The organism is Streptomyces sp. NPDC050732, from assembly GCF_040654255.1.
Classification (GTDB): domain Bacteria; phylum Actinomycetota; class Actinomycetes; order Streptomycetales; family Streptomycetaceae; genus Streptomyces.
The window spans coordinates 239,716-254,854 of the sequence record NZ_JBFAHP010000004.1 but is presented as its reverse complement, the minus strand read 5'-3'; the positions used below and the strand labels follow the sequence as shown (position 1 = coordinate 254,854).

16 protein-coding genes are annotated in these 15,139 nt (G+C 71.1%); 8 read left to right on the top strand and 8 right to left on the bottom strand.

Annotated features, from left to right (window positions below; all coding sequences use genetic code 11):
• The first annotated feature begins 84 nt into the window (after positions 1 to 84).
• On the top strand, positions 85 to 1,686 hold the full coding sequence (locus tag AB0H82_RS05915) for a CocE/NonD family hydrolase (protein WP_362989219.1): 1,602 nt from the start codon (positions 85 to 87) through the stop codon (positions 1,684 to 1,686).
• Positions 1,687 to 1,718: 32 nt separating this feature from the next.
• Here the strand turns inward: AB0H82_RS05915 and AB0H82_RS05910 are convergent, their stop codons facing one another.
• The 5 genes from AB0H82_RS05910 to AB0H82_RS05890 all read right to left on the bottom strand — a co-directional run bounded on the left by AB0H82_RS05910 (position 1,719) and on the right by AB0H82_RS05890 (position 5,505).
• Positions 1,719 to 2,588 carry an amino acid ABC transporter permease gene (locus AB0H82_RS05910; protein ID WP_362989217.1) on the bottom strand — a complete coding sequence of 290 codons (870 nt, stop codon included), beginning with the start codon at positions 2,586 to 2,588 and terminating at the stop codon, positions 1,719 to 1,721.
• Positions 2,585 to 3,229 carry an amino acid ABC transporter permease gene (locus AB0H82_RS05905; RefSeq protein ID WP_362989215.1) on the bottom strand — a complete coding sequence of 215 codons (645 nt, stop codon included), beginning with the start codon at positions 3,227 to 3,229 and terminating at the stop codon, positions 2,585 to 2,587. The genes AB0H82_RS05910 and AB0H82_RS05905 overlap by 4 nt, the downstream gene beginning before the upstream one ends.
• Positions 3,230 to 3,238: 9 nt before the next feature.
• On the bottom strand, positions 3,239 to 4,144 hold the full coding sequence (locus AB0H82_RS05900; RefSeq protein ID WP_362989281.1) for a glutamate ABC transporter substrate-binding protein: 906 nt from the start codon (positions 4,142 to 4,144) through the stop codon (positions 3,239 to 3,241).
• A 30-nt stretch (positions 4,145 to 4,174) separates the two neighbouring features.
• Positions 4,175 to 4,918, bottom strand: a complete 744-nt coding sequence (locus AB0H82_RS05895; protein ID WP_362989213.1) for an amino acid ABC transporter ATP-binding protein — start codon at positions 4,916 to 4,918, stop codon at positions 4,175 to 4,177.
• A gap of 143 nt (positions 4,919 to 5,061) precedes the next feature.
• Entirely contained in the window at positions 5,062 to 5,505 is a 444-nt protein-coding gene (locus AB0H82_RS05890) for a DUF6278 family protein (RefSeq protein ID WP_362989211.1), read from the bottom strand.
• Positions 5,506 to 5,683: 178 nt separating this feature from the next.
• Between AB0H82_RS05890 and AB0H82_RS05885 the strand changes: the two genes are divergently transcribed.
• The 6 genes from AB0H82_RS05885 (at position 5,684) to AB0H82_RS05860 (ending at position 10,880) form a co-directional block, all read left to right on the top strand.
• Positions 5,684 to 5,830 (top strand): hypothetical protein, encoded by a 147-nt coding sequence (locus AB0H82_RS05885; protein ID WP_362989209.1) that lies wholly within the window; start codon positions 5,684 to 5,686, stop codon positions 5,828 to 5,830.
• A complete protein-coding gene (locus AB0H82_RS05880; RefSeq protein WP_362989207.1) occupies positions 5,827 to 6,498 on the top strand; it encodes a PRC-barrel domain-containing protein in 672 nt (223 codons plus the stop codon). Before AB0H82_RS05885 ends, AB0H82_RS05880 begins: the two co-directional genes overlap by 4 nt.
• Positions 6,495 to 6,947 carry a PRC-barrel domain-containing protein gene (locus tag AB0H82_RS05875; RefSeq protein ID WP_362989205.1) on the top strand — a complete coding sequence of 151 codons (453 nt, stop codon included), beginning with the start codon at positions 6,495 to 6,497 and terminating at the stop codon, positions 6,945 to 6,947. The genes AB0H82_RS05880 and AB0H82_RS05875 overlap by 4 nt, the downstream gene beginning before the upstream one ends.
• Positions 6,948 to 7,065: 118 nt before the next feature.
• On the top strand, positions 7,066 to 8,316 hold the full coding sequence (locus AB0H82_RS05870) for a histidine kinase (protein WP_362989203.1): 1,251 nt from the start codon (positions 7,066 to 7,068) through the stop codon (positions 8,314 to 8,316).
• Positions 8,313 to 8,972: a response regulator transcription factor gene (locus AB0H82_RS05865; protein ID WP_362989201.1), complete on the top strand. Its 660-nt coding sequence runs from the start codon at positions 8,313 to 8,315 to the stop codon at positions 8,970 to 8,972. Before AB0H82_RS05870 ends, AB0H82_RS05865 begins: the two co-directional genes overlap by 4 nt.
• A gap of 102 nt (positions 8,973 to 9,074) precedes the next feature.
• Positions 9,075 to 10,880 carry an SGNH/GDSL hydrolase family protein gene (locus AB0H82_RS05860; RefSeq protein ID WP_362989199.1) on the top strand — a complete coding sequence of 602 codons (1,806 nt, stop codon included), beginning with the start codon at positions 9,075 to 9,077 and terminating at the stop codon, positions 10,878 to 10,880.
• Between the two features lie 16 nt (positions 10,881 to 10,896).
• Here AB0H82_RS05860 and AB0H82_RS05855 read toward each other — a convergent pair whose 3' ends face one another.
• From AB0H82_RS05855 to pcaC, 3 genes are read right to left on the bottom strand one after another with little or no spacing between them, the layout of a single operon-like run.
• A complete protein-coding gene (locus AB0H82_RS05855) occupies positions 10,897 to 11,676 on the bottom strand; it encodes an exodeoxyribonuclease III (RefSeq protein WP_362989197.1) in 780 nt (259 codons plus the stop codon).
• Between the two features lie 30 nt (positions 11,677 to 11,706).
• On the bottom strand, positions 11,707 to 12,339 hold the full coding sequence (locus AB0H82_RS05850; protein WP_362989279.1) for an MBL fold metallo-hydrolase: 633 nt from the start codon (positions 12,337 to 12,339) through the stop codon (positions 11,707 to 11,709).
• Between the two features lie 55 nt (positions 12,340 to 12,394).
• Positions 12,395 to 13,693, bottom strand: a complete 1,299-nt coding sequence (gene pcaC, locus AB0H82_RS05845) for a 4-carboxymuconolactone decarboxylase (protein ID WP_362989195.1) — start codon at positions 13,691 to 13,693, stop codon at positions 12,395 to 12,397.
• A gap of 255 nt (positions 13,694 to 13,948) precedes the next feature.
• On the opposite strand from pcaC, the gene AB0H82_RS05840 reads away from it, so the two are divergent.
• Positions 13,949 to 14,368: a hypothetical protein gene (locus AB0H82_RS05840; RefSeq protein ID WP_362989193.1), complete on the top strand. Its 420-nt coding sequence runs from the start codon at positions 13,949 to 13,951 to the stop codon at positions 14,366 to 14,368.
• The last annotated feature ends 771 nt before the right edge of the window (positions 14,369 to 15,139 follow it).

Below are 15,139 nucleotides of genomic sequence, written 5' to 3'. Positions count from 1 at the left end.
TAACTTACCGACGGGTTACCCCTGGTAAAGGTTCGCGGTTACCGTCGGGTCACTTTGCACTTTCAACGAGTGAGGAAGTGACCCGTGAGAGCTCCGCACCCCCACCGGGCCCTGCGTAAGACCACCGTGGGGACCGTTTCGGCGGCCCTCGTCGCCGGTGCCGCCTTCGGTCTCGCCCCGGCGGCACAGGCGGCCCCGGCCGCCGCGCCGCCGGCCGCGAGCGCCACCGACGTGCGCTTCGTCGACATACCCGGCGACGGCGGCACGATCCTCAAGGCCAACGTCTTCACTCCTCAGGGCGCGCAGCCGGGCACCCGTTACCCCGCGATCGTGCTGCCCACGAGCTGGGCGATGCCGCAGATCGAGTACGTGGCCCAGGCCCAGAAGCTCGCGAACTCCGGCTATGTCGTGGTCAGTTACAACTCGCGCGGCTTCTGGCAGTCCGGCGGCGAGATCGAGACCGCGGGCCCCGAGGACATCGCCGACGCGTCCAAGGTCATCGACTGGACCCTCGCCCACACCCCGGCCGACCCGTCGAAGGTCGGCATGGCGGGCGTCTCGTACGGCGCGGGGATCAGCCTGCTCGCCGCCGGGCACGACAAGCGGGTCAGGGCCGTCGCCGCGCTCAGCGGCTGGGGCGACCTGATCGACTCGATCTACAGCGGCCGCACCCAGCACGCCCAGGCCGCCGCCCTCCTCGGCGGCGCGGGCGCGCTCACCGGCCGCCCGAGCGCCGAACTCCAGCAGACGCTCAAGGACTTCCTCGGGTCCAACCTGGACAAGGAGGACGAGATGATCGCGTGGGGCGCGAAGCGCTCCCCCGCCACCTACCTCGACGAGATCAACGAGAACGGCGCGGCGGTCATGCTCGGCAACGCCTGGGGCGACACGCTCTTCCCGCCGAACCAGTACGCGGAGTTCTACGAGCGGCTGACAGGACCGAAGCGCCTGGAGTTCCGCCCCGGCGACCACGCGACGGCCGAGGCGACCGGCCTGCTCGGCCTGCCCAACGACACCTGGACCTCCACCCAGCGGTGGTTCGACCACTACCTCAAGGGCGCGGACAACGGCATCGACAAGGAGCAGCCCGTCCAGCTCAAGTCCCGGTCCACCGGCGGCTACGAGGGCTACCCGGACTGGAAGTCGGTCGGCCCCACCCGCCAGAAGATCGCCATGGCGGGCTCCACCACGATCCACGCGAACGTCGACTCGGGCGCCAACGGCGGCATCGCGATCCTCTCGAACGCCCTGGAGCAGTTCCTCAAGATCCCGCCGACGGCCTCGGTGCCGCTGCTCCCGCGCCGCTACACGGGCGTCTGGCAGTCGGAGCGGTACGCGTCGGCCCAGCGGGTGCGGGGGACGGCGAAGCTGCACACCACGCTCACCAGCACCAAGGAGAGCGGCACCCTCGTCGCGTACCTCTACGACGTGGGGCCGCTCGGCCTCGGCAAGCTGGTCAGCAACGCGCCGTACACCTTCCACGGCAAGACGCCGGGCCGGCCGTTCGGCGTCGACCTGGAGCTGTTCTCCACGGCCTACGACGTACCGGCGGGCCACCGGCTCGCCCTGGTGGTCGACACGGTCGACCCGCTCTACATCGAGCACAACCCGTCCGGCGCGCAGCTGACCTTCTCCTCGCCGGCGACGGACCCGTCCTACCTGTCCGTTCCCCTGCGCGAGCAGTGATCTCCGGCTGCTGCCGGGTGGGCCTGTTTCAGCTACCGCGTACCTGGCAGCAGCGTCCCTGGTTCCGCCGGGGCCACGTCCGCGGCCTCGGTCTTGGGGTTGCGCCGCTGACGCTTGGACACCCACTGGGCGAACCACGACAGCAACATGCACATCCCGATGTAGATCGGTGAGATCACCATGACAACGGGGATGAACGGCAAATCGTAGTCGAGGTTCGACGCGATGAGCTTCCCGGCATGGAGGAACTCCTCGTAGGTGATCAGATATCCGAGCGAGGTGTCCTTCAGGGCCACCACCAGCTGGCTGATGATGGCGGGCAACATGGCCCGCACGGCCTGCGGTACGAGGACGTGTCCCATGACCTGTGTCTTGCGCATTCCGAGTGCGTAGGCTGCCTCCCGCTGCCCCCTCTCCACGGAGTTGACGCCGGATCGGAAGACCTCGGCGAGTACGGAGCCGTTGTAGAGCGTGAGCCCGGCGACGAGCGCGGGCAGCGGCTGGACCTTCAGCGCCACGAAGACGAAGAAGATCATCACAAGCACGGGCATCGCGCGGAAGAACTCCACGACGAGCGTGGCCGCCCAGCGCACGGGCCGGTGGTCGGAGAGGCGCCCCATGGCGAGCAGGCCGCCGAGCGCGAGGGCGAGGACCGCGGAGATCGCGAAGGCCTTGAGCGTGTTGCCGAGGCCGCGCAGGAGGAGTTCCTGGATGCCCTGGTACTCGAAGGGCGCCCACTTCGTGGCGGTGAACTGGTCGGTGTCGAAGAGCAGGTACAGGAGCCAGCCGACGAGCGCGAGGACGAGCAGGGTGGAGAGCACCCCGTACAGCCTGTGGCGCCGGACGGTCCGCGGTCCCGGGATGTCGTAGAGGGCGGTGGAATCGTGGGAGAGGGCTTTCATCGGGCGACTCCCCAGCGCTTTTCGAGGACATTGAAGATCGCGCTGATGGCGAGGGTGATGATGAGGTAGCCGAGGGCGATCCAGACGAACGTCCAGATGATGTTGTAGCCCAGCTCGCTGAGCGTCTTGTACGTACCGAGCAGCTCGGTGACGCTGAACGCGCCCGCGATCGCCGAGTTCTTGGCCAGCGCGATGAGGTTGGAGCCGACCGGCGCGATGACGGACCGGAAGGCCTGCGGCAGCACGACCATCGACAGCGTCTGGCCGAAGGTCATGCCGAGGCTTCTGGCCGCCTCGCCCTGCCCCTTGGGCACGGTGTTGATGCCGGACCTGAGCGCCTCGCAGATGAAGGCGGAGGTGTAGCAGCCGAGGGCGAGCACGGCGAACACCTTGAAGGGCAGGACGAGTCCGAAGCGCGGCAGACCGAGCAGCACCGCGAAGAAGAGCAGCGTGAGCGGGGTGTTGCGCAGGACCGTCACCCATACCGTGCCGAACGCCCGGAAGGACCCCACGGGCGCCACCCGGAACGACGCCATGACGAAGCCGAGGACGAGCGCGAGGACCGAGGCGTAGACGGTGAGTTCGACGGTGCCGAGGAAGCCCTCGCCGAACGTGGAGAAGTTGTCTGTCAGTACGTCCACGACGCCTCCTCAGCTCGCCGGGTAGCGGTCGATGGCGGGCGGTTTCGGCGCCGGGACTCCGGAGAGGCCGAGCGTGGCGTCGTACGCCTTCTTCCAGTCGCCGTTCTTCTCGCCCGCGGCGAGGGCGTCGTCGACGGCGAACCGGAGGGCGTTGTCGCCCCGGGGCACCCCGATGCCGTACGGCTCCTCGGAGAACGGCCTGCCGACCACCTTCAGTTCGTCGGGCACCTTGGCCGCGTAGCCGATCAGGATCGCGTCGTCGGTGGTGACGGCGTCGACCTGATAGGTCAGCAGGTTGTCGACGCAGACCGAGTACGTGTCGTACGCGACGAGGGTGGCCTTCGGGTGGTCCTTCTGGATGCGCTGGTACGGGGTCGACCCCGCGGCCGAGCAGACGCGCTTGCCGGCCAGGTCCCCCGGTCCCTCGATGTCGTCCTCGTCGCTGCGCACCAGCAGGCCCTGGCCCGCCATGTAGTAGGGGCCGCCGAAGCCGACGAGCTTCTTGCGCTTGTCGTTGATGGTGTAGGTGCCGACGTAGTAGTCGATCTGCCCGTTCTGCAGGGCGGTCTCGCGGTTCGCCGACGCGATGGTCTTGAACTCGATCCTCTTGGGATCGAGGCCGAGCGAGGCGGAGACCATCTTGGCGATCTCGATGTCGAAGCCGGAGTAGGTCCCGGTCGCCGGGTCCTTCTCGCCGAGGTAGGGCTGATCCTCCTTGGCGCCGACGATGAACCGGCCGCGGCTCTTCGCCTTCTTCCAGGTCCCCGACTCCGGCAGCTGGAAGCCGGTCGCCACCCGGTACTTCGGCAGTTCGTCGGCCGCGGGTCCCTTGGTCGGCGGGCTTCCCTCCTTGCCGCACGCGGCGGCGGTGAGGGCGGCGGCGACGAGGGCCACGAGCAGCCGCGTCGTACGCATGGTGTGTCGCTTCACGAGCACGTCCCCCCGTCAGTGCTTGAGGATCTTGGAGAGGAAGTCCTTGGCGCGTTCGCTCTCCGGGCGGGTGAAGAAGTCCTCGGGGGTCCGGTCCTCGACGATGCGGCCGTCGGACATGAAGACGACGCGGTTGGCCGCGGAGCGGGCGAAGCCCATCTCGTGGGTGACGACGACCATGGTCATGCCCTCCCGCGCGAGCTGCTGCATGACTTCGAGGACCTCGTTGATCATCTCGGGGTCGAGGGCCGAGGTCGGCTCGTCGAAGAGCAGCGCCTTGGGGTCCATGGCCAGCGCGCGGGCGATGGCGACGCGCTGCTGCTGGCCGCCGGAGAGCTGCACCGGGTACTTCTCGGCGTGCGCGGACAGGCCCACGCGCTCCAGGAGTTCGCGGGACCGCTTCTCGGCCTCGTCCTTCCTGCGGCCCCGCACCTTGATCTGTGCCAGGGAGACGTTCTGGAGGACGGTCTTGTGCGCGAAGAGGTTGAAGGACTGGAAGACCATGCCGACTTCGGCGCGGAGCCTCGCGAGTGCCTTGCCCTCGGCGGGCAGTGGCTGCCCGTCGAGCCTGATCTCTCCCGACTGGATGGTTTCGAGCCGGTTGATCGTTCGGCAGAGTGTTGACTTGCCCGACCCCGACGGGCCGATGACCACGACCACCTCCCCCTTGCCGACGGTGAGGTTGATGTCCTGGAGGACATGCAGCTCTCCGTAGTACTTGTTCACATCACGCAGCTCGATCAAAGGATCGACGGCCATGGCAAGACCTGCCCACTCTCAGCTGTGTACGTCCGCGCAAACTATCCACGTGAAAACGGGACTTACTGGACGACACGCACTTATGGGCATTAACCGTATTTGAGGCAATTCCGGTTACGTCTGCCGCGCCGGAAGCCCGTCGCTCACGTCTCGGAGGCCTCTCCGTAGACCTGCGACAGCTGCGGCGCCCCCTGCACCGCCCAGTCGAGCCCCGCCTCGACGACGTGGATGTCCCGCCCGGTCCTCAGCCGCACGACGGGGCTGCCGCCCGGCCAGACGTGCCAGGTCGCGCCCGGTACCGTCCGCACCACGACGGAGCCCAGGTACAGCCCCGCGTCGTTGCCGAGCCAGGGCAGCAGCTCGGGGTCGTCGCGCCAGCGCGGCAGGAGCTGGTCCAGGGCCGCCAATGACGCCGGGGAGTCGTCCAGTTCGAACCCGGCGGCGCTCGCCTGGGACCGGAGCAGCTCGCACTCGGAGAGCAGCGCGGCCACGCCGTCCGGATCCTCCTCGAACGCGGCCGCGAGCCCCTCGGCCCCGTCCGTCGCGGAGTGCCGCCTGCGCCACTTGTCGAGGAACGGGATGTTCATGGTCGGCCTCTCCGTCGGGTGGCGCCCGCCGGATGCGCGGCCTGGCGCTGATTCCGTATGTCCAAGTCCGTAGGTCCAAGAATGTATCTTGCATCAGTTGATCACGGAATGAGCGGATCGGGGCGGGGTACCCGTGACAGCCCGCGGGGGTCGGTTCCGCTCGGTCCGGAGGTGGGCGATGGTGTGGTGGGCGTGGTTGATCGCCGTGGTCGTCGTGGTGGGGCTGCTGGCCGCCGCGGTGATCGGTGTACAGGCCCGGCGGCGCGGCGGAGGCGTGATCGTGGTGCGCAGGGGCCGCGGGTCCGGACGGGGGAACGCCCGATGACGGCGCCCGTCCCCGCGCTGATCCCGGCCACCGACCTCACCAAGCGCCCGGTGGTCACACTGGACGGCGAGGCGGTCGCCCAGGTCAAGGACGTCGTGCTGGACGGGGCGGGCGGCCGGATCGCCGGCTTCACCCTGGCCGGCCGGGGCCTGCTGTCCGGGCCGCTGCGCAAGAGCGTCCCCTGGTCGGCCGTGCACGCCCTGGGCACGGACGCCGTGATGATCACCTCGGCCGACGCGCTGGAGGACCGCTCCGCCGTCGCCTCCGGAGAGGAGGCGTCCGGCGGCCTGCTCCGCGGGGCCCGCGTCCTGACGGACCAGGGGGTCCAGGTGGGCACGGTGCTCGACGTGGTGGTCGAGGCGGGCCGTGAGGGCCGGGTGGCCGGCATCGAGATGGCCTCCACGGAGGCGCTGGGCCGCCATGAGCGCAAGGTCTTCCTGCCCCTCGGCGAACGCTCGGCGATGACGGGCGACACGCTGGTGATCCCCGCCCGCGACACGGAGCACGCGGTGGACGAGCTGAGCGAGCTGGTGGCGGTGGTGGGGAGTCGGCGCGGATGGCTCGCGGACGCGGGAGATCCGCCCAGGCCCCTCACCGACGCGAACCGGCCCGGCGCTGCCGGGGAAGCGTGGGAAACCGGGGAAACCGGGAAGGGGCGGATCTCATGATGCTGCTCAGTCAGGCCGTGGGGCGCCCGGTCGTCAGCGCGGCCGACGCCACGCACATCGGTACGGTCGCCGGGCTCGTCGTCTCGCCGCCGGAAGAGGCATTGATCACCGCCATCCGGCTGAACGGCGTCAAGGGCGGTGCCGACGTCGTCGCCTGGGCGGACGTGCACGCGGTGGGGCCGGACGCGGTCGTCGTCGGGGCGGCGTCGGCGGCCCGGTTCGCCTCCACGGACTCGCCCGAGAGCCAGGACCTGCTCGGCAAGCGTCTGCTGACGGAGCTGGGCGACGCCGTCGGAACCCTGACCGACGTCACCTTCGACCCGGAGTCCGGCCGCGTCCACACCCTCCACACCTCCCGGGGCCATCGCGTCCCCGGCTCCCACCTGCTCGGCATCGGCTCGTACGCGGTGGTGATCCGAGCGGCCGACGAGGCCGCCAGCCGGGCCTGACCCGCGCGCCATGACCGCGTGCGCCATGACTCGTGCGCCATGACCCCGGCGGCTGTCGACCGGGGTTGTACACCCGTGGTCGATTCCCGGCGTACGGCCTCCTGGCTACGATCGGCGCATGTCAGCCACCCCGCCGATATCCCTGCTCAAGCACGCGCCGCCGGGCGTCTGGGCGGCCGTCGCCTGGTGCCTCGGCACGGCCTCCGGCGCCCGTGCGTACTACGGGATCTCGTGGCTGCCGACCAGCACGCAGGAGGCACCAGGGCCGTGGGAGTGGCTGCTCGTGGCCGTCGCGACGGGCATGGCGCTGTCCGTCGTCCGGCTGCTGAGCCGCCACCCGCTGGTGGCCCTCGGACTGCTCGTCGCCGCCTCGTACGCCGCGACGCTCGCGATCGGCGCCACCAACATAGGGTTCGCGCAGTACGCGTCGGTCGACATCGCCATGGGCTACGTCGTGGCGACCGGGGCCCGCCGGGCCCGCGCCACCGCCGTCGTCCTGGCGCTCTGCGTCCTGCCCGGCTACGCCCTGCTGCGCCGGCTCCTCGGCCTCCCCCTCCGCCTTGACCACACCATCAGCTCCAGCTGGTCGGACTGGCAGACCGTCGCCCTGACGGCCGCCGTCGCCTGGCTGGTCGGCAACTCGGTGCGGCAGGCCCGCGCCCACACGGAGCGGCTCGGCGCGCAGGCCGCCGCACAGGCCGTCACCGCCGAACGGCTGCGCATCGCACGGGAGATGCACGACACGGTGGCGCACAGCATCGGCATCATCGCGCTGCAGGCGGGCGCGGCGGCGCGGGTCGTCGAGACCCAGCCTGCGGGCGCGCGCGAGGCGATGGTCGCGGTGGAGAAGGCGGGCCGGGAGACCCTGGCCGGGCTGCGCCGGATGCTGGGCGCGCTGCGGGAGAGCGACGGTGACGGCGGCGGTCGAGGCCCTGACGGGGCGCGGGAGACGGCGCCTCGCGGCCCGGCCGAGGGCCTCGCGGACGTGGCACGGCTCGCCGCGTCGACGACGGCCGCGGGGGTGCGCGTGGACGTGGTGTGGCGCGGCGAACGGCGGCCGCTGCCCGCGGACGTCGACCTGTCGGCGTTCCGCATCATCCAGGAGTCCGTCACCAACGTGGTGCGGCACGCGGGCGTCACGTCCTGCACGGTGTCCGTGGACCACCACGACGAGGAGGTCGTCATCGAGATCGAGGACTCCGGGCGGGCCCGCGCCGGCGCGCGGCCGCACGGCAGCGGATACGGCCTGCTCGGCATGCGTGAGCGGGTCGCCCTGCTGCACGGCGAGTTCAGTGCCGCGCCACGCCCCGAAGGCGGCTTCCGGGTGAGCGCCCGGCTGCCCGTCCCGGCCACGGCGGACGCCCGATGACGATCCGCGTCCTGCTGGTCGACGACCAGCCCCTCGTCCGCACCGCCCTGAGCATGGTCATCACCGAGGCCCCGGACATCGAGGTCGCGGGCGAGGCGGCCTCGGGCGACGAGGCGGTCCGCCGGTGCGCCGAACTGCGCCCGGACGTCGTGGTGATGGACATCCGGATGCCCGGCATGGACGGCATCGAGGCCACCCGGCTCATCACATCGGGCCCGGCGCCCGCGCACGTCGTCGTCCTGACCACGTTCGACGACGACGATTACGTGTACGGGGCGCTGCGCGCGGGGGCCGCCGGATTCCTCGTGAAGGACATGGCCCTGGACGACATCCTCGCGGCGGTGCGGACCGTCGCGACCGGCGACGGCCTGCTCGCGCCGAGCGTCACGCGCCGTCTGATCAAGGAGTTCGCGGACCGCCCCGTGCACACGCCGCCGCGCGACGCGCCGGTCGAGGGCATCACGGACCGCGAGCGCGAGGTGCTCACCCTGGTCGGCCGCGGCCTCTCGAACACCGAGATAGCCGGGGAGCTCTGCCTCAGCGTCGCCACCGCGAAGACGTATCTGACCCGGCTGCTCGCCAAGCTCGGCGCCAGGGACCGGGTGCAGCTGGTGATCATCGCGTACGAGAAGGGGCTGGTGTCGGCGGAGCGCTGACGGACCGGTCGGCGCGGTCGGCGACTTCGCGCCGCCCCCGGGCGAGTTCGTGTCGTGTTCACGCTCTCCTCATTGACTCGTCCCCCGCGCCTCCTTAGCTTCATGGCGCATCTGCCAATACGGGAGGGGTCCGTCGTGCGCCGACACATCTGGGGGGCGGCCGCCGTGCTCGCCCTGCTCACGGGCCTCGTACCCACGGCGTCGGCGCAGGCCGCCGCCCCGCGCGGAGCCGGGCCGCTCCCCCTGGAACGGCTCTTCGACAACCGTGCGGTGAGCGACGACGCCCGGCCCGCCGACGCGGACTTCGACGGGTCGGGCCGCTCGCTGTCCGCGCGGGACCTGGCGTCGGCGGGCTGGACTCCGGGGCGTTCGCTCGCCGTCGACGGGGCCCGCCTCACCTGGCCGCGCACCGCGCCGGGCGCCCCGGACAACGTGCGCGCCGACGGGCAGTCGGTGCGACTGCGCGGCCGTGGCGACGCCCTGGCCTTCCTGGTCGCGGGCACGGGCGGCGAGGCGAGCGGCACGGGGACGGTCCGGTACCGGGACGGCTCGCGCGGCGGTTTCCGGCTCACCGCGCCGGACTGGCGTTCGGGCCCGCTCGCCACGAAGTCCGTGGCCCTGCCGCACATCAACACGCCCGGCGGCCAACTCGCCGAGAAGGCGCGGCTCTACGTCGTTTCGGTGCCGCTGGCCCGGGGGCGCGAGGTCGCCTCGGTGGAGCTGCCGCGCGACCCCGGCGCCGCCGACCTGCACGTGTTCGCCCTGTCGGTGCGGACGGAGGCGAGGGGCTGGACGGGCACCTGGTCGGCGTCGGCCTCGGGCTACACGGCGGTGGGTCCCTGGGCCGACCGGACCGTGCGGCTCGTCGTCCACACGAGCACGGGCGGGCCGCGGGTCCGTGTCCGGCTCGACAACACCTTCGCGGCGGCCCCGGTACGGATCGGCAGCGCGACGGTGGCGGTGCAGGAGTCCGGGGCGGGCGCGCGGGGCGAACCCCGGAGGCTGTCCTTCCGCGGCTCTTCCGGGACGGAAATCCCGGCGGGCGCCCAGGCGTTCAGCGATCCGCTCGGCTTCGACGTGCCCGCCGACGCGAACCTCCTGGTCAGCTTCCACCTGCCGGGCCCCGTGGCGGCGGCGCCCGTGCACAGCCAGGCCGTGCAGCGGTCGTACGTCAGCGTCCCCGGCGACCACACGGCGGACGGCTCCCCCGCCGCGTACACCTCGACGATCACGACGTGGCCGCTGCTCACCGGCGTCGACGTGGGCGGCGGGCCCGGGTCCGTGGTGCTGCTCGGCGACTCGATCACGGACGGCGCGAAGTCCACGCAGGACGCCAACAGGCGCTGGCCCGACGTCCTGGCGGACCGCCTCCGGAACCAGTCCGCCGTCCCGCGCTACGGAGTGCTCAACCAGGGCATCTCCGCGAACCGCGTGATCGCCGACCGCTATCCCGGCGACGGCGTCTCCACCGACACGGGCGGCGTGAGCGCCCTGCACCGCCTCGACCGCGATGTCCTCGCCCAGACGTCGGCACGCACCGTCGTTGTCTTCGAGGGGGTCAACGACGTGCGCTGGGGCGCCTCGGCGGACCAGGTGATCGCCGGTCTGCGGGAGATCGCGGACCGCTCCCACGCGCGCGGGCTGCGGGCCGTGGCGGCGACGATCGCACCGTGCGAGGGCGAGAGGCTCTGCACCGGGGCCGCCGACGCACAGCGGGAGAAGGTCAACGCCTACCTGCGGGGCACGGACGACTTCGACGCCGTGCTCGACTTCGACGCGGTGCTGCGCGATCCCGCGCACCCGGCGCGCATCCTCCCCGCCTACGACAGCGGGGACCACCTGCATCCGGGCGACGCGGGGCTCGCGGCACTGGCGGAGTCGGTGGACCTGCGCCTGCTCGTGCCCTGAGGCCCTGGAGCGTGTCCTAGACGTCCAGGTCGACCACCACCGGCGCGTGGTCCGACGCTCCCTTGCCCTTGCGCTCCTCACGGTCCACGTAGGCATCGGAGACGGCCTTCGCGAACGGCTCGTTCCCGTACACGAGGTCGATGCGCATGCCCTTGTTCTTCGGGAAGCAGAGCTGGCGGTAGTCCCAGTACGTGAACGGGTGGTCGTACTTGAGGGGGCGCGGCACGACGTCCGTCAGGCCCGTCTCGCGCAGGGAGGCGAGTGCGGCGCGCTCGGCGGGGGTGACGTGCGTGGAGTCCACGAAGAGCGCGGGGTCCCAGACGTCGTCGTCGGTCGGCGCGACGTTGAAGTCGCCGAGGACGGCGAAGGGGCGGGAGCCGCCCGCGTCCCCGGCGACCGCGGCCTTCAGCGCCTCGAACCACTGGAGCTTGTACGCGTAGTGCGCGTGGTCGACCTCGCGGCCGTTCGGCACGTACACCGACCAGAGGCGGACCGGGCCGCAGGTCGCGGAGACGGCGCGGGGCTCCTGCACCCCGTCGTACCCGGGGTCGCCCGGCAGGCCCCTGACGATGTCCTCAAGGCCGACCTTGGAGATCAGCGCCACGCCGTTCCACCGGCCGGTCGCGTGGACCGCCGACTCGTACCCCAGCTCGCGGAGGGCTTCGGTGGGGAAGCCCTCGGCCGTCGTCTTGGTCTCCTGTATGCACACGACGTCGGTGCCGGTGGCCTCCAGCCAGGCCAGGAGCCTCGGCAGACGAGCGGTGATCGAGTTCACGTTCCAGGTCGCAATGCGCATGCCTCACAACCTACCGGGCGGCACTGACAGTCACAGAGCGGCCGACTCCCCCGGCGTCAGACGCAGGTGCTCGGCCCCGCCGAGGGCGCCGATCTGGTTGTCGTAGATCGGCCGGGCGAGGTCGGTGAGGAGCGCGTCGTGGATGTCGTAGGCGCGCCGGGGCTTGACCTCGCGTACGTAGTCGATCACTTCGGAGATCTTGCTCCAGGGGGCCATGACGGGCAGCATCAGCGTCTCGACGGGCTGGTCGGGGACGGTGAGCGCGTCGCCGGGGTGGAACACCGAGCCGTCCACCAGATACCCCACGTTCGTGATCCGGGGGATGTCCGGGTGGATGACCGCGTGCAGCTCGCCGTGCACCTGGACGTCGAACCCGGCGGCCGTGAACGTGTCGCCGTGCCCGACGGTGTGGACGCGCCCGGGGAAGGCCGCCGAGATCTTGTCCGCGACGGACCTGAGCGTCCAGATCTCGGCGTCGGGGCGGTCCTCCAGGGCGGCCCGCAGCCGGCCCTCGTCGAAGTGGTCCGGGTGTTCGTGCGTGACGAGGATCGCGTCGGCGCCGAGCGCCGCGTCGTCCTCGCTGAAGCCGCCGGGGTCGACGACGAGCGTGCGTCCGTCCTTTTCGAGACGCACGCACGCGTGGGACTTCTTCGTGAACGTGATGCGCTCCGCGCGCGTGGAGTGGGTGTCGGGAGAAGTCGTCATGCCTCCCATCCTGCTACTCCTGCGGCGTGGTTTCCTCACGGATCACGGCCTGCGCGACCTTGAAGGCGGAGTTCGCCGCGGGGACGCCGCAGTAGACGGCGGCCTGGAGCAGGACTTCCTTGATCTCCGCCGGGGTGAGGCCGTTGCGCAGCGCGGCCCTGGTGTGGAAGCCGAGCTCGTCGAGGTGGCCGCCCGCGACGAGCGCGGTGAGCGTGACGCAGCTGCGGGAGCGGCGGTCCAGGCCTGGCCGGTTCCACACCTCGCCCCAGGCGTAGCGCGTGACGAGCTGCTGGAAGTCTCCGGAGAAGTCGTCCGCGGCGTCGAGCACCCGGTCGACGTGCGCGTCACCCAGCACCTCACGACGGACCTTCATCCCCGCCTCGTACAGATCGGGACCGGCCCCGCCCGGCACGGCCGCGGGCTGCTCCGCGGCCGCGATCTCGGCGACGGGCGCGACGGGCGGCGGGGCGAGGACGGGCTTGACGGGCGGCGCGGAGATGGCCGACTGGCCGACGGTCGCCTCGGTGGCGGGCTGCCAGGCCGACGAGAAGTGGCGTACGAGGAGGTCGGTGACCGCGGCGGGCTGCTCGACCGGCGCGAGGTGCGAGGCGCCCGGCACGACGGCGAGCCGCGCGTCGGGGATCCCGGCGACGAGCGTGCGGGCCTCCCCCTGCCCCGTGACCTGGTCCTCGGACCCCACGAGCACCAGCGTCGGCACCCCTATCCGGCCCAGCTCGGCGCGCACGTCGAAGGCGGCGAGGGCCTCGCAGGCGGCGATGTAGCAGCCGGGGTCGGTGGTCCGCACCATCTGCACGGCCCAGTCGGTGATGGCGGGCTGGGCCGCGGCGAAGCCGGGCGTGAACCAGCGGTCGGGGGCGGAGCGGGCGATGGGGTCGAGACCGTTGCTGCGCACGATCACGCCGCGCTGGCGGAACTCGTCGGCCGTACCGAACCGCGGCGACGCGGCGATCAGCGCGAGCGAGGCGACGCGCTGCGGGTGCCGGAGCGCGAGCTCGACGCCGATGGCGCCGCCGAAGGCACAGCCCGCGTACCCGAAGCGCTGCACGCCGAGCTCGTCGAGCGTCGCGAGCAGCCGCTCGGCGAGCTCCCCCACGGACCCGCACGGGTGCGCGGGCGCCCCGCCGTGCCCCGGCATGTCGAACCGGAAGACCCGCCAGTGCCGGATCAGCTCGGGTATCTGCCGGTCCCACATGTGCCATGTGGTACCAAGTGAGGCACCCAAGATCAGGACGGGCGCGTCTTCTGGCCCGTCAAAGCGGTATTGCAGGGTGTTCGTCGGTGTCTCACTCACCCGCCCGACCCTCTCATCTGTCACGACAGCCCCTATGAGCGGGGTCCAGCGTAGGGGGCCGGTTACCGAGCAGCGACGTCGTGGAGGTTGGCGGCGGAGACACCGGATCGACAGCGGCGCGCCTTGAGGGCGAACCTCCGAAAGGCGGTTACGTCCGAGAGGCCGAAACATGGTGGCAGTTGGTCCAGGTGCAGCCCGAGGTGGCCATGAAGATGATGGCGGCCCGTTCGACAGCTCGTTCCGGAAGGACGTCCCATGCGCCAGGTCACCCCGCTCGGCTTGTTCGGCGACAGCTCCAGCCAGTCCCATTTCACCGGCCGCGCAGACGAGATCCGGGAACTCTCCGGCCAGCTGCCCGTGAACGAACGCGGACGCGTGGCGGAATACCTGCGGACGGCACCTGTGATCATCGCTCTCATGGGATTCACCGAGGACGTCGTGGGGACCGAATTCTCCGTCATGGGCGGGTCGGCCCTGCACAGTGACGGAACCTTCTACTGGCGCCGCGACACAGCCGAGTACGTGGAGACCTACGGCACGGGTCTTCCCTCCGCATTCATGGAACACGGTGCCCGACTGGCATGGCGGGTGCCCTCCCTCACCGACGAAGAGGTACTGGAGATCGACGACTTCTTCATGTTTCTCCGCGCACGGACCAAAGGGACCAGCTGGTGATCGGTACCTGCCGTCGACGGTCCACGTCTGTACCAATCGGTCCCTGTCCCGGCACAGCGGGCGAGCTGGTTGACGCAACCCGCTGGGCCTCGGCGGTCAAGCAGTAGAAGACGATTTAGCGTAGCGACCGGTCGTCCTGCACCATGCGGACGGCACGAAGGTGACCTGCACCAAGCAGAGCGACGGCAGCTACAGCGCGCCGGAGGGCACGCCTTACAAACTGTCGGCTACGACCGACAGCTACCGCCTGGCGCCGAACAACGAGGGACCGGGAGATGGCCTCCATCTCGCCTACGCGCCGAACGGGCGGATAGCGTCAGTCTCTGATGCCGAGGGCCGTGTGCGCCGGCGCGACGACTCCTGCAGGACGGCTCCCGGACCCTGCCGGCCCACACGCCCGCGGGCAACGCCGACTACTGCCAGAACCCGGCCGGCAAGGCCGACGGCGACAAGATCCGCACCAGGACCGACGCCGTCAGCGGCATGAAGACCAGCTACATGGGGGTGGTCGGATCACGGCCGGCTCACCTCGCTCACGGTCGGCGACCTCAACTACCGGTGCGGGCACGGGCTTCAACCGTGAGCCTCGGGGCACTCTCAACTCCATGCCCTGGGACGGGAAGACCTCCTGCTACCTCACCGATGCGCTCGGCTCCGTCATCACGGTCGCGGACGAGGCCGGCGAGAGGGTCACCACGTACTCCTACAGCAGCGACCGAGGACGCCGATGGGTGACGCAGTCAGAGGTACGCGTAATTTCTCCGCAATAGT